The sequence below is a fragment of the Flavobacterium sp. LAR06 genome (assembly GCF_041946075.1).
Lineage (GTDB): Bacteria > Bacteroidota > Bacteroidia > Flavobacteriales > Flavobacteriaceae > Flavobacterium.
The window spans coordinates 196,480-211,872 of record NZ_JAUTYT010000008.1 but is presented as its reverse complement, the minus strand read 5'-3'; the positions used below and the strand labels follow the sequence as shown (position 1 = coordinate 211,872).

Below are 15,393 nucleotides of genomic sequence, written 5' to 3'. Positions count from 1 at the left end.
ACTTTAAACATCATACGAATTTAGTATATCGAGGTGCCTTTCCGACTAAAAATTAAAACTTAATTAAATAATTAATTTATAATGGTTTTGGTTTTTTTGTTAAACTATTTAACATTTTTTCAAGCAACCTTTTTGATTATATACTATCTTCATAATAACAATTAACAATTAACAATTAACAATTAACAATTAACAATTAACAATTATTATTTATGAAGAGTTTTAGATTAAAGATAATTTTGTCAGTATTATTTTTAGTGACAGTTTTTTTTTCATGCAGTAGTGATGATGATCAGCCTATTGATAAGTCAACTACCAAATCAGCATTTGTAACAGAAATTAGAGGCCCAGAAAGCGGAAAAGTGAATGACGAGTTGTCGTATGAAATTTTTTTTACAGCAGATAATGAATGCGGGCAATTCGACCGATATAGTGAAGTATTAATTGATAAGGTAAAAGGTTTGCAAGTGGAAGTAAGATATCCTGCTGAAGCTTGTTCGAGGCAGGTCCCAACTTCTAGGATTATAGTCTTTAAATTCAAATCAACTGAAAAAGGTACGTTTGAAATCAAATTTAAAAAATCAAAAACTGAATTTATTACTCGTACTGTGGTTGTCAGTGAATAATTTATTTCTTAACTGATATAGTTTTAGAAAGAACATTTTTGCAGAAAATATTTGTGCAAAAATGTTTTTTTATTATAAATCCTTTAAGCTTTATACTATAAGAAAAATCCAATTGTCAAATTATAAAAGAATTGTATTTAGGGATTATTTAATATTATAGAGTAAAAGTGAGTTAATTTATATTTTTAGAATCTGTTTAACATGCGCAAATCCAAACTCGCAAATTAAACAACTAATAGTTCATTTTTTTTAATTTTATGTAAGACTTGTTCCTTTTGTCATTCCTCTAAAAATTACTATTTTTGCACTCTAAATTTTATGTCATGCCGAAAAGAAAATATAAAATAGCCGTTATTCAGTTAAACCTGAACGACGTTGCCGAAAATAATCTTAAAAAATGTATCAGTTGGGTAAAAGATGCGGCCAATAAAGGTGCAGAAGTAATTTTATTACCAGAATTATATAGCAGTCATTATTTTTGCCAAAGTGAAGATGTCGATAATTTTGCTTTAGCAGAACCATTGTATAGTACTTCTTTTATTGCTTTTAGCGCATTGGCAAAAGAATTAGGGGTGGTAATCATTGTTCCTTTCTTCGAAAAAAGAATGGCTGGAATTTATCACAATAGTGCTTACATAATCGATACAGACGGAACTGAAGCTGGTTTGTACCGAAAAATGCACATTCCGGACGATCCTCATTTCTACGAAAAATTCTATTTCACTCCGGGTGATTTAGGCTTTCAGGCTATAGAGACTAAAAAAGGAAAAGTTGGAACCCTTATTTGTTGGGACCAATGGTATCCAGAAGCTGCTCGTATTACTGCCTTAAAAGGTGCAGAAGTATTGTTTTATCCCACAGCAATTGGATGGCATCCAAAAGAAAAAGAGCAATACGGAGAAAATCAATATGGCGCCTGGATGAATGTAATGAAAGGACATGCTGTTGCAAATGGCGTTTTCGTTGCTGCTGCTAACAGAATTGGCTTAGAACAATATATCGACGGAACTGACGGAATTCAGTTTTGGGGAGCCTCATTTATCGCGGGACCTCAAGGTGAAATTTTAGCACAGGCATCTCACGATCAGGAAGAAATCTTAATTGCCGAAGTTGATTTGGATTTACAGGAAAATGTACGTCAAAACTGGCCATTTTTCAGAGACAGAAGAATTGATGCTTTTGGCGATATTACTAAGAGAGCAATCGACTAAATACGTTAAAACGATAATTGAAAAAGGACAAATTTATATTTGTCCTTTTTTATTGGAAATAAAAAAGGCGGTTTCAAATTTGAAACCGCCTTTTGCATTTATATTTATAGAGATTATTTCACTTGGAAAGTAACTCTTCTCACGATCTGACGTGCTTCTTTAGAATTTTTGTTTACAGAAGTATCTTCTCCGTTAGCAATTACATTCAATCTTGAAGCATCGATTCCTGCATTTGTAGCCACTTTTTTCACAGCTTCTGCTCTTTTTCTTGATAATTCAGTGTTGTAACTTGAATTTCCAATTTCGTCAGCATATCCAATTATATCTGCTGATTTTCCTGGATTGTTTTTTAAGTATTTCACTAAGAAATCAACACCAGATAAAGAAGCATTTGTTGGTTTAGAAGAGTTAAAGTCGAAATAGACATTTACGTAACCTCCATTAATCAACTCTTCTACAGTATTGTTTGTTAGATTATTATCACCTTTTTTAGCGTAAGTTTTGTCTAAATAACTTTCTAATTCATCAGGAACACCATTTTGGTTTGTATCGATTGATTGTCCTTTTGTATTTACTGCAACACCTGTAATTGAATTTGGTTCTAAATCATATAAATCAGCTACACCATCTTTGTCTGTGTCCAAAAGACCAGTTTCGATTAAACCAACTCTTTGCTCAAGTTCATCGATTCTGTCTTCTTCACCAACCCAGTCAGCATGTTTTCCATTTTTACCTAAATAAACGGTTAGACCTACAGAAGCGTTTAATAAAACGCCATCAAATGAACCTGTCGTTGTTTTGCCCATTCCATCAAAGTTCCAGTTTTGTCTTCCATTAACAATTCCGGTAAGATCTCCGGTCAAAGCAACTCTATTGCTTAATTTTACCTGACCTGTTAATCCTAAAATTCCGTGACCCACATAATCTTGTCCGCCATATCCGGTTTCAGTACTTAATTGAGCAACTCCAAAACCACCATGTGCCAAAACACCAATAGTGTTGGTCCAGGTTTCAAAATTTAAGGCTCTACCAATGTTTACAACACCTTGTAAACTTGCTCTAACATAACGGCTTTCAAAATCTGGTGTGTCATCTCTCTCTGTAAATTGGTCGTAACCAACATCTAATTTTACCCCAAATTTAGGATTAAACATATATCTTACACCTAAATCTGCATGGAAAGGATTGAGAGTTGCGGTAGAGTAACCTGGAGTCATTGTTCTCGTTGGTTTGTTAACACCACCATTTAATTCGATAGACCATTTGTCGTAAGGTTCTTTATCTATAGAAGGCTGTGGTGTTGTAGTTGCCATATTTTGCGCATTTGCTGCAAATGCCAGTATTAATAGGGATACGGAGGCTAATTTCTTTTTCATGATATTCAATATTAAGTTGGTTTTTATTTTAAACTCATGACAAAATTATGCTTAGACTTTTAGATTGTGTTGTATATGCTCTTACATAATTCCCACGTTTTGGCATTTTTTTATGTAAATAAGTTAAAATAATCTCAATATTAGATACAAAAAAAAGGGTAAAATTAGTTTTTACCCTTTTCTTGAAATTGATGATTGAAACTTATTTTAAATCTGGCTGATAGATTTTTACGGTTCCGTCACCTTCGCTACTCACAACTAAAAGACTTCTTTTTGTGGGACTTTTAGAAGCAGGAATAAATAAAACTCCTTCTGGTGCGTCTCCCGTCTTTACTATTTGTAAATATTGAGGTGATGCAGGATTTGTTACATCATACGTCATGAAAGCATCAGATCTTTCAAGGCCAACAAATAAAATATTCTGGTTTCCCATTTTCACAACTTTTACTGCCTCTGGTTCAGAACCTTTGTCGTCACTACGTTTGTCATCATAAGTTCCTAGTTCTTGTGTCTTTTTGTCCACATCATTTTTACTGTCATAAACAATTTTTCCGGTACTTCCGTTCCAAATAGAAAATGAGCGGGCTCCAAAAGCTACCATTTCATCTAAATCACCATCACCGTCAGTATCTCCCATGTCAGCGATAAGATTTAATCGTCCTAAATTTGATTCTAATTTTAAAGTTGCTGCATCGGGAAAAACAGTAGCGTCTAATGCTAAGTCTTTCATTCTTTTGATATCAGTATTAGCTGTATATTCTCTTGCATCGCCTTCATTGGCTGTAACAAAATAAGGAATGTTATTAGCAGAAAAATGGCTGATAGCATCCGGCATAAACATACCTTTTACTTTCCACGGATTAAAAGCAATTTTATCATCTTTATCACTTACATCAATTGCATTTTCAGCTGTATTGTAATTTTTATATCCTAAAGGATAAATAGCCGTAATTGTTTTTGAAGTTAAATCTACTTTTGCAACACCATTATTTTCTTGTAAAGTAACCCAAGCCGTTTTAGAATCGTCTGAAATAGTAACGTATTCTGGTTCAATATCCTGAGCGAAGCTTTTTGCAATTTTTGAAATTCTGAATCCGTCCTTTTTCAAAGTTTCAGCCTGAGTGGCGAAAGAAGCAAAATCTAAAGTTGTAACAGCATATGTGCTAGTTTCAATAATAGAAATAGTTCCGTTTGGATCCTGAGAATAATCTGTATTTGGCTCTCCTTCATTAGCCGTCATTATATATTTTCCGTCAGGTGAAAACGTAATCATATCCGGTAGTGCACCTACGGTAACTTGCTTAATTAAACTATAATCTGTCGTGTTAAAAATTACAACTTTTCCGTTTGATTGTTTGTTTGTGGTTGATTCTAATGCAACAGCTAATTTTCCGTCATAAACATCTACACTATTTGAAGCTCCTTCATAAGGAGTTAAGTCAATTTTACCAATTTTAACAGGTTTACTAGGATCTGAAATATCAATTACATCAATTTGATTTGTTCCGCTATTGTTTACAGTGAAAAGTCTTTTTGTTTTCTCATCGTAGGTAGAAATTTCTGCAGCTGCTTCACCACCAATAGTGATAGAACCAATTTCTTTAAAAGTTCCCGGATTTTCGTTTACGACAACTTCTTCCGGTTCGTTGTTTGAATTTTCATCATTATTACAACTCGTCATAATTAAAAGAGCAGTTAGTAATGAGATAGATACTTTTTTCATTTTATTAGTTTTAGTTTTGTCAAAAGTAATTAGGAGATCTTGGCCGTATATTAAGCCTTTATTATTTAATCTTTAACTTAATTTTTATCAGATATTTTGGTTTTAATTGTGGTGGATTTCCCATAGACTGTTTTATAATCCTTCTGAATGATTATCTTTGTACTCTTTCAAATTTAGAACCTCTATATGTCAACAAATAATAGAAGATTTCCAGCAGAATGGGAAAAACAACAAGGAATTGTATTGTGTTTTCCACATAATGGTAATGACTGGCCAGGAAAATACGAAGCTGTTCAATGGGCTTTTGTAGAATTTATTAAAAAAGTAGCCAATTTTGAAACGGTTTTTTTGGTCGTAGCCGATGAAAAACTAAAAGAAAAAGTAAACGAAATGTTAGAAAGAGCAAGAGTAAATCTTGCGAATGTTTCGTTTATTATTCATAAAACAAACAGAAGCTGGATGCGTGATTCCGGACCAATTATTGTAAAAAATGGTTTAAAAAGAGAAGCCTTGAATTTCAATTTTAATGGTTGGGCAAAATACAAAAACTATCAGTTAGATAAATTTGTCCCTGGTAAAATTGCCGATTTCATTGATGTTCCGCTAACTCAGGTTATGTACAAAGGAAAACCGGTAATTGTTGAAGGCGGTGCGATAGACGTAAACGGAAAAGGAACTTTATTGACTTCTGAAGAATGCTTAATGCATCCAACAATTCAGGTTAGAAATAAAAATTTTACCAAAGAAGATTACGAAGCTGTTTTTAAAGAATATTTGGGTGTAACCAATGTAATCTGGCTTGGAGATGGGATAGAAGGAGATGACACACACGGACATATCGACGATTTATGCCGATTTGTAAATGAAGATACAATCGTAACGATCGTAGAAACGGATAAAAACGATTCAAATTACAAACCATTACAAGATAATCTAAAGCGTTTACAAAATGCCAAATTAGAAGACGGAAAATCACCAACAATTGTGGCGCTACCAATGCCAAAACGTGTTGATTTTGAAGATTTAAGATTACCGGCGAGTTATGCTAATTTCATAATTCTGAATAAATGTGTTTTAGTTCCGACATTTAATGATAGTAATGATCGTGTAGCTTTGAATATATTATCAGAATGTTTCCCGGACAGAGAAGTGATCGGAATTAGTTGTATCGATTTCATCTGGGGATTCGGAACATTACATTGTTTAAGCCAGCAGATTCCGGCGTAAGTTTTAAAATAATCTCGCAAAGACGCAGAGTCGCAAAGTTTTTCTTTTTAAGTTTTTTAATAATTTTAAACTCTGCGACTCTGCGTCTTTGCGAGATTCAAAACCATAAAAAAAAAGCTTGTTAGAACGAAACTAACAAGCTTTTTTTTATTTGCATAATTAAAAATTAATGTATTGAATCTTCTCTTCATTGTCTGATAAACGGAGGTAAAAGTTGACTGGCAACTTCTCCAAAACCAATTCTTACTTCTGCATTTTCGCAGAAACCTCTGATAATAACGGTATCATTATCTTCGATAAATTTACGTTCGCTACCGTCTTTAAGTTTTATAGGGTTTTTTCCTCCCCAGGTTAATTCTAACATAGAACCAAAACTGTCAGGAGTAGGACCAGAAATAGTTCCGGAACCCATCATGTCACCAGAATTAACACGGCATCCGTTTGAAGTATGATGTGCTAATTGCTGGGCCATTGACCAATACAAATATTTGAAATTTGATTTAGAAACTACAGTTTCTTCCTCTTGATTTTCAGGTTGAATTGAAACTTCTAAATGAATATCAAAAGCTTTTTTTCCTTTTGTCTGTAAATAAGGAAGCGGAGACGGATCTTGTTTAGGACCTTTAGTTCTAAAAGGTTCTAAAGCGTCCATAGTTACAATCCATGGAGAAATTGAGGTTGCAAAGTTTTTTGCTAAGAATGGTCCTAGTGGCACATATTCCCATTTCTGGATATCACGTGCGCTCCAGTCATTCAATAAAACCATTCCGAAAATATAATCTTCAGCTTCGTATGTTGGGATATTTTCTCCCATAACATTGACGTCAGTTGTAATAAAAGCTGTTTCTAGTTCAAAATCTACTAAACGAGATGGACCAAAGACAGGATACTTTTCTCCAGCCGGTAAAGTTTGTCCCATTGGTCGGTGTACCGGAATTCCGGATGGAACAATAGTAGAACTTCTTCCATGGTAACCTACCGGAATGTGCAACCAGTTAGGTAATAAGGCATTTTCAGGATCACGGAACATTTTTCCAACGTTGGTAGCATGTTCTTTACTTGAGTAGAAATCAGTATAATCGCCAATTAAAACGGGTAATTGCATCTCTACATCATCAATTTTAAAAATAACAATATCGCGATCTTTTGTTGAATCTCTAAGTTGTGGATTGGTTGCGTCAAATATATCTGCGATACGGTTTCGAACTAATCGCCATGTTTTTTTTCCGTCAGAAATAAAATCATTTAGCGTGTCCTGCATAAACATATCATCAGTTAAATCTATTCCTTCAAAATAGTTTAATTGTTGTAAAGCCCCTAAATCTATAGCGTAATCGCCAATTCTTGTTCCTACTGTAACGACATTTTCTTTGGTAAGAAATACACCGAAAGGAATATTCTGTATAGGGAAGTCACTATTTTCTGGTACTTCTAACCATGATTTTCTTTTGGTATCGTTGGCGGTTATTGGCATGTGTATGTTAATTATTTGTTGAAAAATTCTATGTCAAATATATCATAATCTAACAGTATCACAAACGTTTTTTTGTATTTTTGCATCAAATTAACGAAAAACGAAAAAATGCAACGCGACGAACAAATTTTTGACCTTATACTAGAGGAACAAGACAGACAAATTCACGGATTAGAACTTATCGCTTCGGAGAACTTTGTAAGTGACGAAGTAATGGAAGCAGCTGGTTCTGTTTTAACTAACAAATACGCTGAGGGATATCCTGGCAAAAGATACTACGGCGGTTGCGAAGTAGTTGACGTTATTGAGCAAATTGCGATTGACAGAGCCAAAGAATTATTTGGTGCTGAATACGCAAACGTACAACCTCACTCAGGTTCTCAGGCAAATACATCAGTTTACCATGCATGTTTAAATCCTGGTGATACTATTTTAGGATTCGATTTATCTCACGGTGGTCACTTGACTCACGGTTCTCCGGTAAACTTTTCAGGTCGTTTATACCGTCCTGTTTTTTACGGTGTTGATGCTGAAACGGGCCGTTTAGACTATGATAAAATTCAGGAAATTGCAAGTAAAGAAAAGCCAAAATTAATTATCGCTGGAGCTTCTGCTTATTCTCGTGATATGGATTTTGCTCGTTTCAGAGAAATTGCTGATAGTGTAGGTGCAATCTTATTTGCTGATATTTCTCACCCTGCAGGTTTAATTGCTAAAGGATTGATGAATGACCCAATTCCACATTGTCATATCGTTTCTACAACAACTCACAAGACTTTACGTGGACCACGTGGAGGTTTGATTTTGATGGGGAAAGATTTTCCAAATCCACAAGGATTAACAACTCCAAAAGGAGAAATCAGAATGATGTCCTCTTTATTAGATCTTGCTGTTTTCCCTGGAAATCAAGGTGGACCTTTAATGCACATTATCGCTGCTAAAGCTGTTGCTTTTGGTGAAGCATTAAAAGATGAATTCTTTACTTACGCTATGCAATTGCAAAAAAATGCAAACGCTATGGCCGATGCTTTCGTAAAAAGAGGATACAAAATCATCTCTGGCGGAACGGATAACCACATGATGCTTATTGACTTAAGAAATAAAAATATTTCTGGTAAAGAAGCAGAGAATGCATTAGTAAAGGCTGAAATTACAGTAAATAAAAATATGGTTCCATTTGATGATAAATCACCATTTGTAACTTCTGGAATACGTGTTGGAACAGCTGCAATCACAACTCGTGGTTTAGTTGAAGAAGATATGGAAACTATTGTAGCTTTAATTGATAAAGTTCTTGCTGATCACACAAATGAAGCAGTTATCGAAGAAGTAGCTAACGAAGTAAACGAAATGATGAGCGAAAGACCGATTTTCGTATACTAAAAATCAGTCATAAATTCTTAAAGTCGAAGGTCGAAAGTCTTGAAATGGAAGGTAATTCTATTTTAGTTTTGATCTTCGACTTTTTTTGACTTTACAACTTTATGACTTTCTAACTTTAAGACTTATAAAATGGGCGTACTAAGATTACAACTGCCAACAGACCCAAGATGGGTAAATATTGTAGAGAAAAATATTGAGGAAATCCTGACGGATCATGCTTGGTGCGAGCAAAAAGCTGCAACAAATGCGATTACGATTATTACTAATAACTCAGAGCATCAGGATTTGGTGAAAGATTTATTGGCTTTAGCCAAAGAAGAAATCGATCATTTTGAACAGGTTCACAATATAATCATCAAAAGAGGATTAAAATTAGGTCGCGAACGCAAAGACGATTATGTAAATGAACTCTATTTATATATGAAGAAAAGCGGTGACGGAAGCCGTGTTTCTGGTCTTGTTGAAAGATTATTGTTCTCTGCCATGATTGAAGCCAGAAGCTGTGAGCGTTTTAAAGTTTTATCTGAAAATATCCAGGACGAAGAATTAGCTGTTTTTTACAGAGAACTAATGGAAAGCGAAGCTGGACATTATACCACTTTCATTACCTACGCAAGAAAATACGGAGTGGGAATCGACGTTGAGAAGCGTTGGAGAGAATGGCTTGCTTACGAAGAATCGATTATTTCAAACTATGGAAAAGGCGAAACGATTCATGGGTAAAAATCAATGATTTTAAACTAATTAATAAAAGTGCATATTAATGAAACTGTCAAAATCTACTTTAATAGCATATTTAGTAATTGGAGTTCTAATTATTTTGCAATTCTTTTTTTTAGATCCATATATTAAGGAAAAGTATTTTTATAATGACGTTGCTACTTTTAAAAATGAATCATGGAATTATTCTTTATTTTACCATCAATATTGGTTGTAATTTTAATAGTAATAGGATTCAAAGGAAAAGTAGTCAATAGAGTTTTCTTTTTAGGTACTTCAATACTTTTTTTATTTACTGTCTTTTTTTCGAAACGATTGACAGATGATGTTCTTCTGTATTTTAATTCAAAAATAAAAGTTGAAGAAATTAGTAAAGATTATGTTGTTTTAAGAAATGATGAGAATAAGGTATTTCATATTTATGATAAGAGAAGTGAATTTATTTCTTTTGATGATCAATTAAATAAAATAGATTCGCTAAGAATAAAAAGTAATTTGAAGTCTTTATATAAGTTAGAAAATAATGACACATTACAGGTTCACTATAAAATTGGATTTTTAAAAGTAAAGTATTTAGAATAAGTAGTAAGTTTTTTTTTTGTTTCAAGTTTAAGGTTCTCATACTTTGTGAATCTCTGCAAAATCTTTGTGAACCTCTGTGGAATTTTTAAATAATCTAAAATCAACAATCTAAAATCTAAAATTGAATAATTGTTAATAAGTGAATAATTAGTTTCCTATTCATTTTAAAGCCGTCATTTTCAAAATTAATATCTTTGAGAGTAACAGAAAATTTAAAGCCATGAGAATAGAAACTGATTTGAAATTAGGATTTAAAGATGTAATGATTCGACCTAAAAGATCAACGCTTAAAAGCCGGTCTGAAGTCTCTCTCGAACGAAATTTTAAATTTTTGCATAGCACCACAATCTGGACTGGAATTCCGATTATGGCTGCAAACATGGATACCGTCGGAACTTTTGAAATGGCGAAAGTTTTGGCCAAAGAAAAATTGTTTACCGCTATACATAAACACTATTCTCCTCAGGAATGGAACGATTTTTTAAAAGATCAAGCAGAAGATTTTTACAATTATATTGCCATAAGCACAGGAACTGGAAAAGAAGATTTTGCTAAAATCGGGCAAGTTATTACAGCAAATCCGTTATTGAAATTCATTTGCATAGATGTTGCAAATGGATATTCAGAACATTTTGTTCAGTTTTTAAAACAAACCCGAAAACAATACCCTGATAAAGTTATTATTGCCGGAAACGTCGTGACCGGTGAAATGGTCGAAGAATTACTTTTGGCTGGTGCTGATATTGTAAAAGTCGGAATTGGTCCCGGATCTGTTTGTACAACCCGTGTAAAAACAGGGGTTGGTTATCCACAACTTTCTGCGATTATCGAATGTGCTGATGCTGCTCACGGTTTAGGCGGGCACATTATCAGTGATGGCGGCTGTTCTACGCCTGGAGATGTAGCTAAAGCATTTGGTGCAGGTTCAGATTTTGTAATGTTAGGCGGAATGTTAGCAGGACATACGGAGAGCGGAGGAGAACTGATCGAAATTAACGGTGAGAAATTCAAACAATTTTATGGAATGAGCTCGACAACTGCGATGGATAAACATGTTGGTGGGGTGGCTGAATACAGAGCAAGTGAAGGAAAAGCAGTTCAGGTTCCTTTTAAAGGGAAAGTGATCAATACAGTTTTGGATATTTTGGGAGGTCTAAGAAGTGCTTGTACTTATGTTGGTGCTTCACGTTTAAAAGAACTTACCAAACGAACAACATTCATCCGCGTAAGCGAACAGGAAAATCAGGTTTTTACTAAATAATATAACCATTTTAAATACAATATGATTACAATTTCAGAAGCAAAGATTAGTGATATTAAGTTAATTCAAAATATAGTACATATAACATGGCCCATTACTTATGGCGAAATTCTATCAAAAGAACAATTAGATTATATGTTGGATCTTTTTTATTCTGATGAGGCTCTAACGCTTCAATACCATAAAAAAGAGCAATTATTTTATATGATTTATGAAGGTGAAACTAATTTAGGATTTATTGGAATAGAACATAATTACAGTGACAAAACTGCAACCAAAATTCATAAAATATATCTTTTGCCTGAAACACAAGGAAAAGGAATTGGTAAGAAGGTCATTGATGAAATTGGAAAATTAGCTTTAGACAATAATTCAACAGCATTAATTTTAAATGTTAACCGATTTAATAACGCTTTAGGTTTTTATAAAAAAATAGGTTTTGAAGTTGTTGAAGAAATTGATATCGAAATAGGAAATGGCTATTTGATGGAAGATTATGTTATGGAGAAGAAGTTGTAAAATATTATTTTGAAATATAATAAGTAAGAGTAATGAAGCAAACAGTTATATTGTTTTTATTAATGTTTTTAAGTTATAGCTGTGAAACTTCTGGTCAGTCAATAAATATTCTCGATGAAATTAAAATTTCGAACATTGAAAATAAAGTAAATGTAAAAGGAACAAAAATATTAATAAATGAGTCTAAAGATTATATATACTATAAGGAGTTAAAAAGATTTCAAAAAGATTCTAAAAATTACTTTCAGGTTATTGAAATTCTAAATCAAAACTATTATAAGGTAATTCCAAATGTAATTAGTAAAATAAACGAATTAGAAAAGCAAGGCGGAAGAATAGGAACAAAGAAAGAGTTTAAGTTAGGAAGTTATGATGCTTTTTGTGGGCTTGCTCCTCAAGGGCAGGATTCCGAACAAATAATTCTTTCATTCGGAGATACTTCCTTTTCTGTTTTAGTTGTTGGAGTTTTTCAAAATGATGAGAAAGAAAGAGAAGAAATTATTGATTTAGTTTTAAGTACATATTACGATAAAGAAATAAAAGTAAATATTGATGATAATTTATTTTATGATGTTGATCTAAAAAATTCAGAGTTTCAATTGTTAAATATCATAAGTAATGTTAGTGTATATACTATCAGAAAAGAAAAAATGACAGGAAATGGGATCTACACAAATAATTTTTCAATTGGATTTTTACCAAATAATCTTCATGATTTTGATTTAAAAGCTTACAGCGATAAATTGATTTATAAGTATGGAAATAATATTTATAAAGAGAAAAATATTAAAATAAAGATAATTTCTGAAATGAAATATAAAGAAGGAGAAAGCCAAATTGTAAAGGTAGAAATGTTTGGAATTTTCGAAGAAAAGGAGATGAAAATTTATCAGTATATAAAACAAACGCCAAAAGGTATAATTAAATTGGTAGGAACAGATATTTCCAAAAAATATGTTCATTTTAATGAATACAAAAATATAGCTGAAAATATAAAAATAAAGGAGTAAATAATTTACTAGGTAAAAAATGTAATAATAAGGAATCAGTTTTTTACTGGTTTTTTATTATGACCTTAAATTACAACAACATCATGCTTAAACAGTAAGCCTTTTACCTCTTTCAAAGCAAAAACAGCTTTCTTCAATTTTGTTTTTGACGGATCAATAGTGTAGTTATAGCTTGTTTTAAAATCGGCTTTGTTAGCGATGGCTTTGTCAAACTCAGAACGGTATAAATCGCAATTATCAAAAAGTACGCTGGTGAGATCTGTGGCCATAAAATCGACTGCAATGAGGCTGCAATTGGTAAATGTTGTTCCTTTTATTTTTAAGGTATAAAACTTAGAAAAATCCAGAACGCAATCATAAAAATGGATTTCGAAAATCAATTTATCGCACATAGCAAAATTTACTTCTTTGATTTCGCAACGATTAAAAGTAGCAGTTCTAAAAGCAACATAATTTATTTTGGCTTCATTAAAAATACAGTCATTAAAAACACAATCAATAAAAGTAACGGCTAAAAAAGTACAGGCAGAAAAGTTGCAATTATTGAAAATACAGCATTCAAAATCCTTGAAATTGGCTTCGTCTCTACCATAAATAATGGAATTGTATTCTTTATCAAGAAAATATTCAGCGTCTTTTTTCAATGTTATTTTTTGATGATTATTTGAGGGTGAAAAGATACTGATTACCCTAATAATTGACGAATTTTGAATCTTAAATTTTTAGCTTGTTATGGAAGTTATCCTTTTAATTTAAAAGCGTTTTAGTGTAAAATGTTGAAAATAAGACTTATATTTACAATAAGATTGAATCATTATTTCCAAAAATAAGACTTTCAGATGGTAAAATTTTTAAAAAATAATTGCTTTCAGAAGAAATATAAAATCTTAGTGTTATTGTTTTTTATACATTTTGTATCAATCGCTCAAAAGGACTCTATTAATCCTGAAATTTGTCCTCCCAAAACAATATTAGAAATCTTTAAAAAGAAAGATTCAGTTTATGTTGTTAAGCCTATAAAAAACAGCTTTTTTTTAGTTATTCCGGCTATTGGTTCCCAGCCTGCTACCGGATTCTTTTTTGGTGCAGTTGCGCAATATACTTTCAAGGGAAAAGAAAAAGCCGATAAATATTCAATTGCCAATGTTGGAATAACCTACACCACAAAAAAGCAATGGCTGGTAAATATCAAAAACAATATTTTATTAAAAAACAATAAGATCTTCTTAAGTGGTGATTATCGTTTATATATATTTTCACAACCCAATTATGGTTTAGGAACCAATATCATTCCGCCCGCCAGGGACAAAGAACCAGGCTTCAGCATAGATTCGATAGCACAAGCTATGGATTATAATTATTTTAAATTTCACCAGACTGCTTCTTTTGAAGTAAAGAAGAATTTTTATGTTGGTGGCGGTATCAATATCGACTGGTATTCAAGTATCCTAGATAAAGAATTAGATTTGGCAAACGGAAAAACTACTTATCATTATGAATATAGTCAAAAGTATGGGTTTGATAATCTGGAGTATTTTTTGACAGGTGTGAGTCTTAATTTAGTTTACGATTCGCGGGATAATCAGGTCAATGCAACTCGTGGATGGTTTGCTAACTTAAATTATCGTATTAATCCGGTATTGTTTAAAAATCAGGATAATAGCAATGTGGTTTTTGCAGAATATCGCAATTTTATTCCGCTTTCTAAAAAAAATGAACGTTATATCCTGGCTCTTTGGACCTATGGGCAATTTGTAACCAGCGGAAAAGTTCCTTATTTAAATTTACCTGCCATTGGTTGGGATCAGCGTAGTAGAAGCGGAGAAGGGTATACGCAGGGATTATTCAGAGGAACAAACTTAGTTTATCTGGCCAGCGAATTCAGGTTTCCAATTACGTGCAATCAAATGTTCAGCGGAGTTGTATTTACGAATTTTGTAACTACAAGCAATCCGGAAACTAATACAAATCTTTTCCATTCCGTTCAACCTGCGGCAGGTGTAGGTTTGCGTATTTTAATAGACAAAGCAACCCGCACCAATTTGATTGTTGATCAGGCGTGGGGGAATAGTTCTAAAGGATTCTATTTAAACGCCGGCGAAACTTTCTAAAACAATTTCAATGGATTTTATTTGAATGAGGGAGAAAAATTCTAAACCTAATTCAAGATAGCAAGATTCGAAATCTACATTCTGAAATCTAAAATCTAAAATTCTCTTCGTTCAACTGTTCATAATAAAATCATAATTTATAAGGATTGAGATTTAGATTTTTAAACTCA

General features: G+C 32.7%; 14 protein-coding genes. 10 read left to right on the top strand and 4 right to left on the bottom strand.

Going from position 1 to position 15,393, the window contains the following annotated elements; genetic code table 11:
• The first annotated feature begins 212 nt into the window (after nucleotides 1-212).
• Both Q7C23_RS13615 and Q7C23_RS13610 read left to right on the top strand, forming a co-directional pair.
• A complete protein-coding gene (locus tag Q7C23_RS13615; RefSeq protein ID WP_375033039.1) occupies nucleotides 213-626 on the top strand; it encodes a hypothetical protein in 414 nt (137 codons plus the stop codon).
• A 323-nt stretch (nucleotides 627-949) separates the two neighbouring features.
• The gene (locus tag Q7C23_RS13610; RefSeq protein ID WP_074657663.1) at nucleotides 950-1,837 is read left to right on the top strand and encodes a carbon-nitrogen hydrolase; all 888 of its coding nucleotides are present in this window, start codon (nucleotides 950-952) and stop codon (nucleotides 1,835-1,837) included.
• Nucleotides 1,838-1,950: 113 nt separating this feature from the next.
• Here the strand turns inward: Q7C23_RS13610 and Q7C23_RS13605 are convergent, their stop codons facing one another.
• Nucleotides 1,951-3,213, bottom strand: a complete 1,263-nt coding sequence (locus Q7C23_RS13605) for an OmpA family protein (protein ID WP_375033038.1) — start codon at nucleotides 3,211-3,213, stop codon at nucleotides 1,951-1,953.
• A gap of 202 nt (nucleotides 3,214-3,415) precedes the next feature.
• Nucleotides 3,416-4,936, bottom strand: a complete 1,521-nt coding sequence (locus Q7C23_RS13600; protein ID WP_375033037.1) for a choice-of-anchor I family protein — start codon at nucleotides 4,934-4,936, stop codon at nucleotides 3,416-3,418.
• Between the two features lie 186 nt (nucleotides 4,937-5,122).
• On the opposite strand from Q7C23_RS13600, the gene Q7C23_RS13595 reads away from it, so the two are divergent.
• Complete coding sequence (locus tag Q7C23_RS13595) at nucleotides 5,123-6,163, top strand: agmatine/peptidylarginine deiminase (RefSeq protein WP_375033036.1); 1,041 nt, start codon at nucleotides 5,123-5,125, stop codon at nucleotides 6,161-6,163.
• Between the two features lie 187 nt (nucleotides 6,164-6,350).
• Here Q7C23_RS13595 and fahA read toward each other — a convergent pair whose 3' ends face one another.
• Nucleotides 6,351-7,637, bottom strand: a complete 1,287-nt coding sequence (gene fahA / locus Q7C23_RS13590) for a fumarylacetoacetase (RefSeq protein WP_072971078.1) — start codon at nucleotides 7,635-7,637, stop codon at nucleotides 6,351-6,353.
• 108 nt (nucleotides 7,638-7,745) lie between these two features.
• Here fahA and glyA point away from each other — a divergent pair, with 108 nt between their 5' ends.
• The 6 genes from glyA to Q7C23_RS13560 all read left to right on the top strand — a co-directional run bounded on the left by glyA (nucleotide 7,746) and on the right by Q7C23_RS13560 (nucleotide 13,112).
• A complete protein-coding gene (glyA, locus tag Q7C23_RS13585) occupies nucleotides 7,746-9,020 on the top strand; it encodes a serine hydroxymethyltransferase (RefSeq protein WP_375033035.1) in 1,275 nt (424 codons plus the stop codon).
• A gap of 129 nt (nucleotides 9,021-9,149) precedes the next feature.
• Entirely contained in the window at nucleotides 9,150-9,743 is a 594-nt protein-coding gene (locus Q7C23_RS13580) for a tRNA-(ms[2]io[6]A)-hydroxylase (RefSeq protein WP_007810758.1), read from the top strand.
• 174 nt (nucleotides 9,744-9,917) lie between these two features.
• The gene (locus Q7C23_RS13575; RefSeq protein ID WP_375033034.1) at nucleotides 9,918-10,322 is read left to right on the top strand and encodes a hypothetical protein; all 405 of its coding nucleotides are present in this window, start codon (nucleotides 9,918-9,920) and stop codon (nucleotides 10,320-10,322) included.
• Nucleotides 10,323-10,542: 220 nt separating this feature from the next.
• Entirely contained in the window at nucleotides 10,543-11,583 is a 1,041-nt protein-coding gene (locus Q7C23_RS13570; RefSeq protein WP_375033033.1) for a GMP reductase, read from the top strand.
• Between the two features lie 21 nt (nucleotides 11,584-11,604).
• Nucleotides 11,605-12,102, top strand: a complete 498-nt coding sequence (locus Q7C23_RS13565) for a GNAT family N-acetyltransferase (RefSeq protein WP_375033032.1) — start codon at nucleotides 11,605-11,607, stop codon at nucleotides 12,100-12,102.
• Nucleotides 12,103-12,134: 32 nt separating this feature from the next.
• Nucleotides 12,135-13,112, top strand: a complete 978-nt coding sequence (locus Q7C23_RS13560; protein ID WP_375033031.1) for a hypothetical protein — start codon at nucleotides 12,135-12,137, stop codon at nucleotides 13,110-13,112.
• Between the two features lie 65 nt (nucleotides 13,113-13,177).
• Here Q7C23_RS13560 and Q7C23_RS13555 read toward each other — a convergent pair whose 3' ends face one another.
• Nucleotides 13,178-13,756 carry a pentapeptide repeat-containing protein gene (locus tag Q7C23_RS13555; protein ID WP_375033030.1) on the bottom strand — a complete coding sequence of 193 codons (579 nt, stop codon included), beginning with the start codon at nucleotides 13,754-13,756 and terminating at the stop codon, nucleotides 13,178-13,180.
• 195 nt (nucleotides 13,757-13,951) lie between these two features.
• Here Q7C23_RS13555 and Q7C23_RS13550 point away from each other — a divergent pair, with 195 nt between their 5' ends.
• Complete coding sequence (locus tag Q7C23_RS13550; RefSeq protein ID WP_375033029.1) at nucleotides 13,952-15,223, top strand: BamA/TamA family outer membrane protein; 1,272 nt, start codon at nucleotides 13,952-13,954, stop codon at nucleotides 15,221-15,223.
• Nucleotides 15,224-15,393: the final 170 nt, after the last annotated feature.

Coding starts and splice junctions, on each gene's coding strand:
- Q7C23_RS13615 (WP_375033039.1), top strand. CDS start 213: ATGAAGAGTTTTAGATTAAAGATAATTTTGTCAGTATTATTTTTAGTG.
- Q7C23_RS13610 (WP_074657663.1), top strand. CDS start 950: ATGCCGAAAAGAAAATATAAAATAGCCGTTATTCAGTTAAACCTGAAC.
- Q7C23_RS13605 (WP_375033038.1), bottom strand. CDS start 3,213: ATGAAAAAGAAATTAGCCTCCGTATCCCTATTAATACTGGCATTTGCA.
- Q7C23_RS13600 (WP_375033037.1), bottom strand. CDS start 4,936: ATGAAAAAAGTATCTATCTCATTACTAACTGCTCTTTTAATTATGACG.
- Q7C23_RS13595 (WP_375033036.1), top strand. CDS start 5,123: ATGTCAACAAATAATAGAAGATTTCCAGCAGAATGGGAAAAACAACAA.
- fahA (WP_072971078.1), bottom strand. CDS start 7,637: ATGCCAATAACCGCCAACGATACCAAAAGAAAATCATGGTTAGAAGTA.
- glyA (WP_375033035.1), top strand. CDS start 7,746: ATGCAACGCGACGAACAAATTTTTGACCTTATACTAGAGGAACAAGAC.
- Q7C23_RS13580 (WP_007810758.1), top strand. CDS start 9,150: ATGGGCGTACTAAGATTACAACTGCCAACAGACCCAAGATGGGTAAAT.
- Q7C23_RS13575 (WP_375033034.1), top strand. CDS start 9,918: ATGGAATTATTCTTTATTTTACCATCAATATTGGTTGTAATTTTAATA.
- Q7C23_RS13570 (WP_375033033.1), top strand. CDS start 10,543: ATGAGAATAGAAACTGATTTGAAATTAGGATTTAAAGATGTAATGATT.
- Q7C23_RS13565 (WP_375033032.1), top strand. CDS start 11,605: ATGATTACAATTTCAGAAGCAAAGATTAGTGATATTAAGTTAATTCAA.
- Q7C23_RS13560 (WP_375033031.1), top strand. CDS start 12,135: ATGAAGCAAACAGTTATATTGTTTTTATTAATGTTTTTAAGTTATAGC.
- Q7C23_RS13550 (WP_375033029.1), top strand. CDS start 13,952: ATGGTAAAATTTTTAAAAAATAATTGCTTTCAGAAGAAATATAAAATC.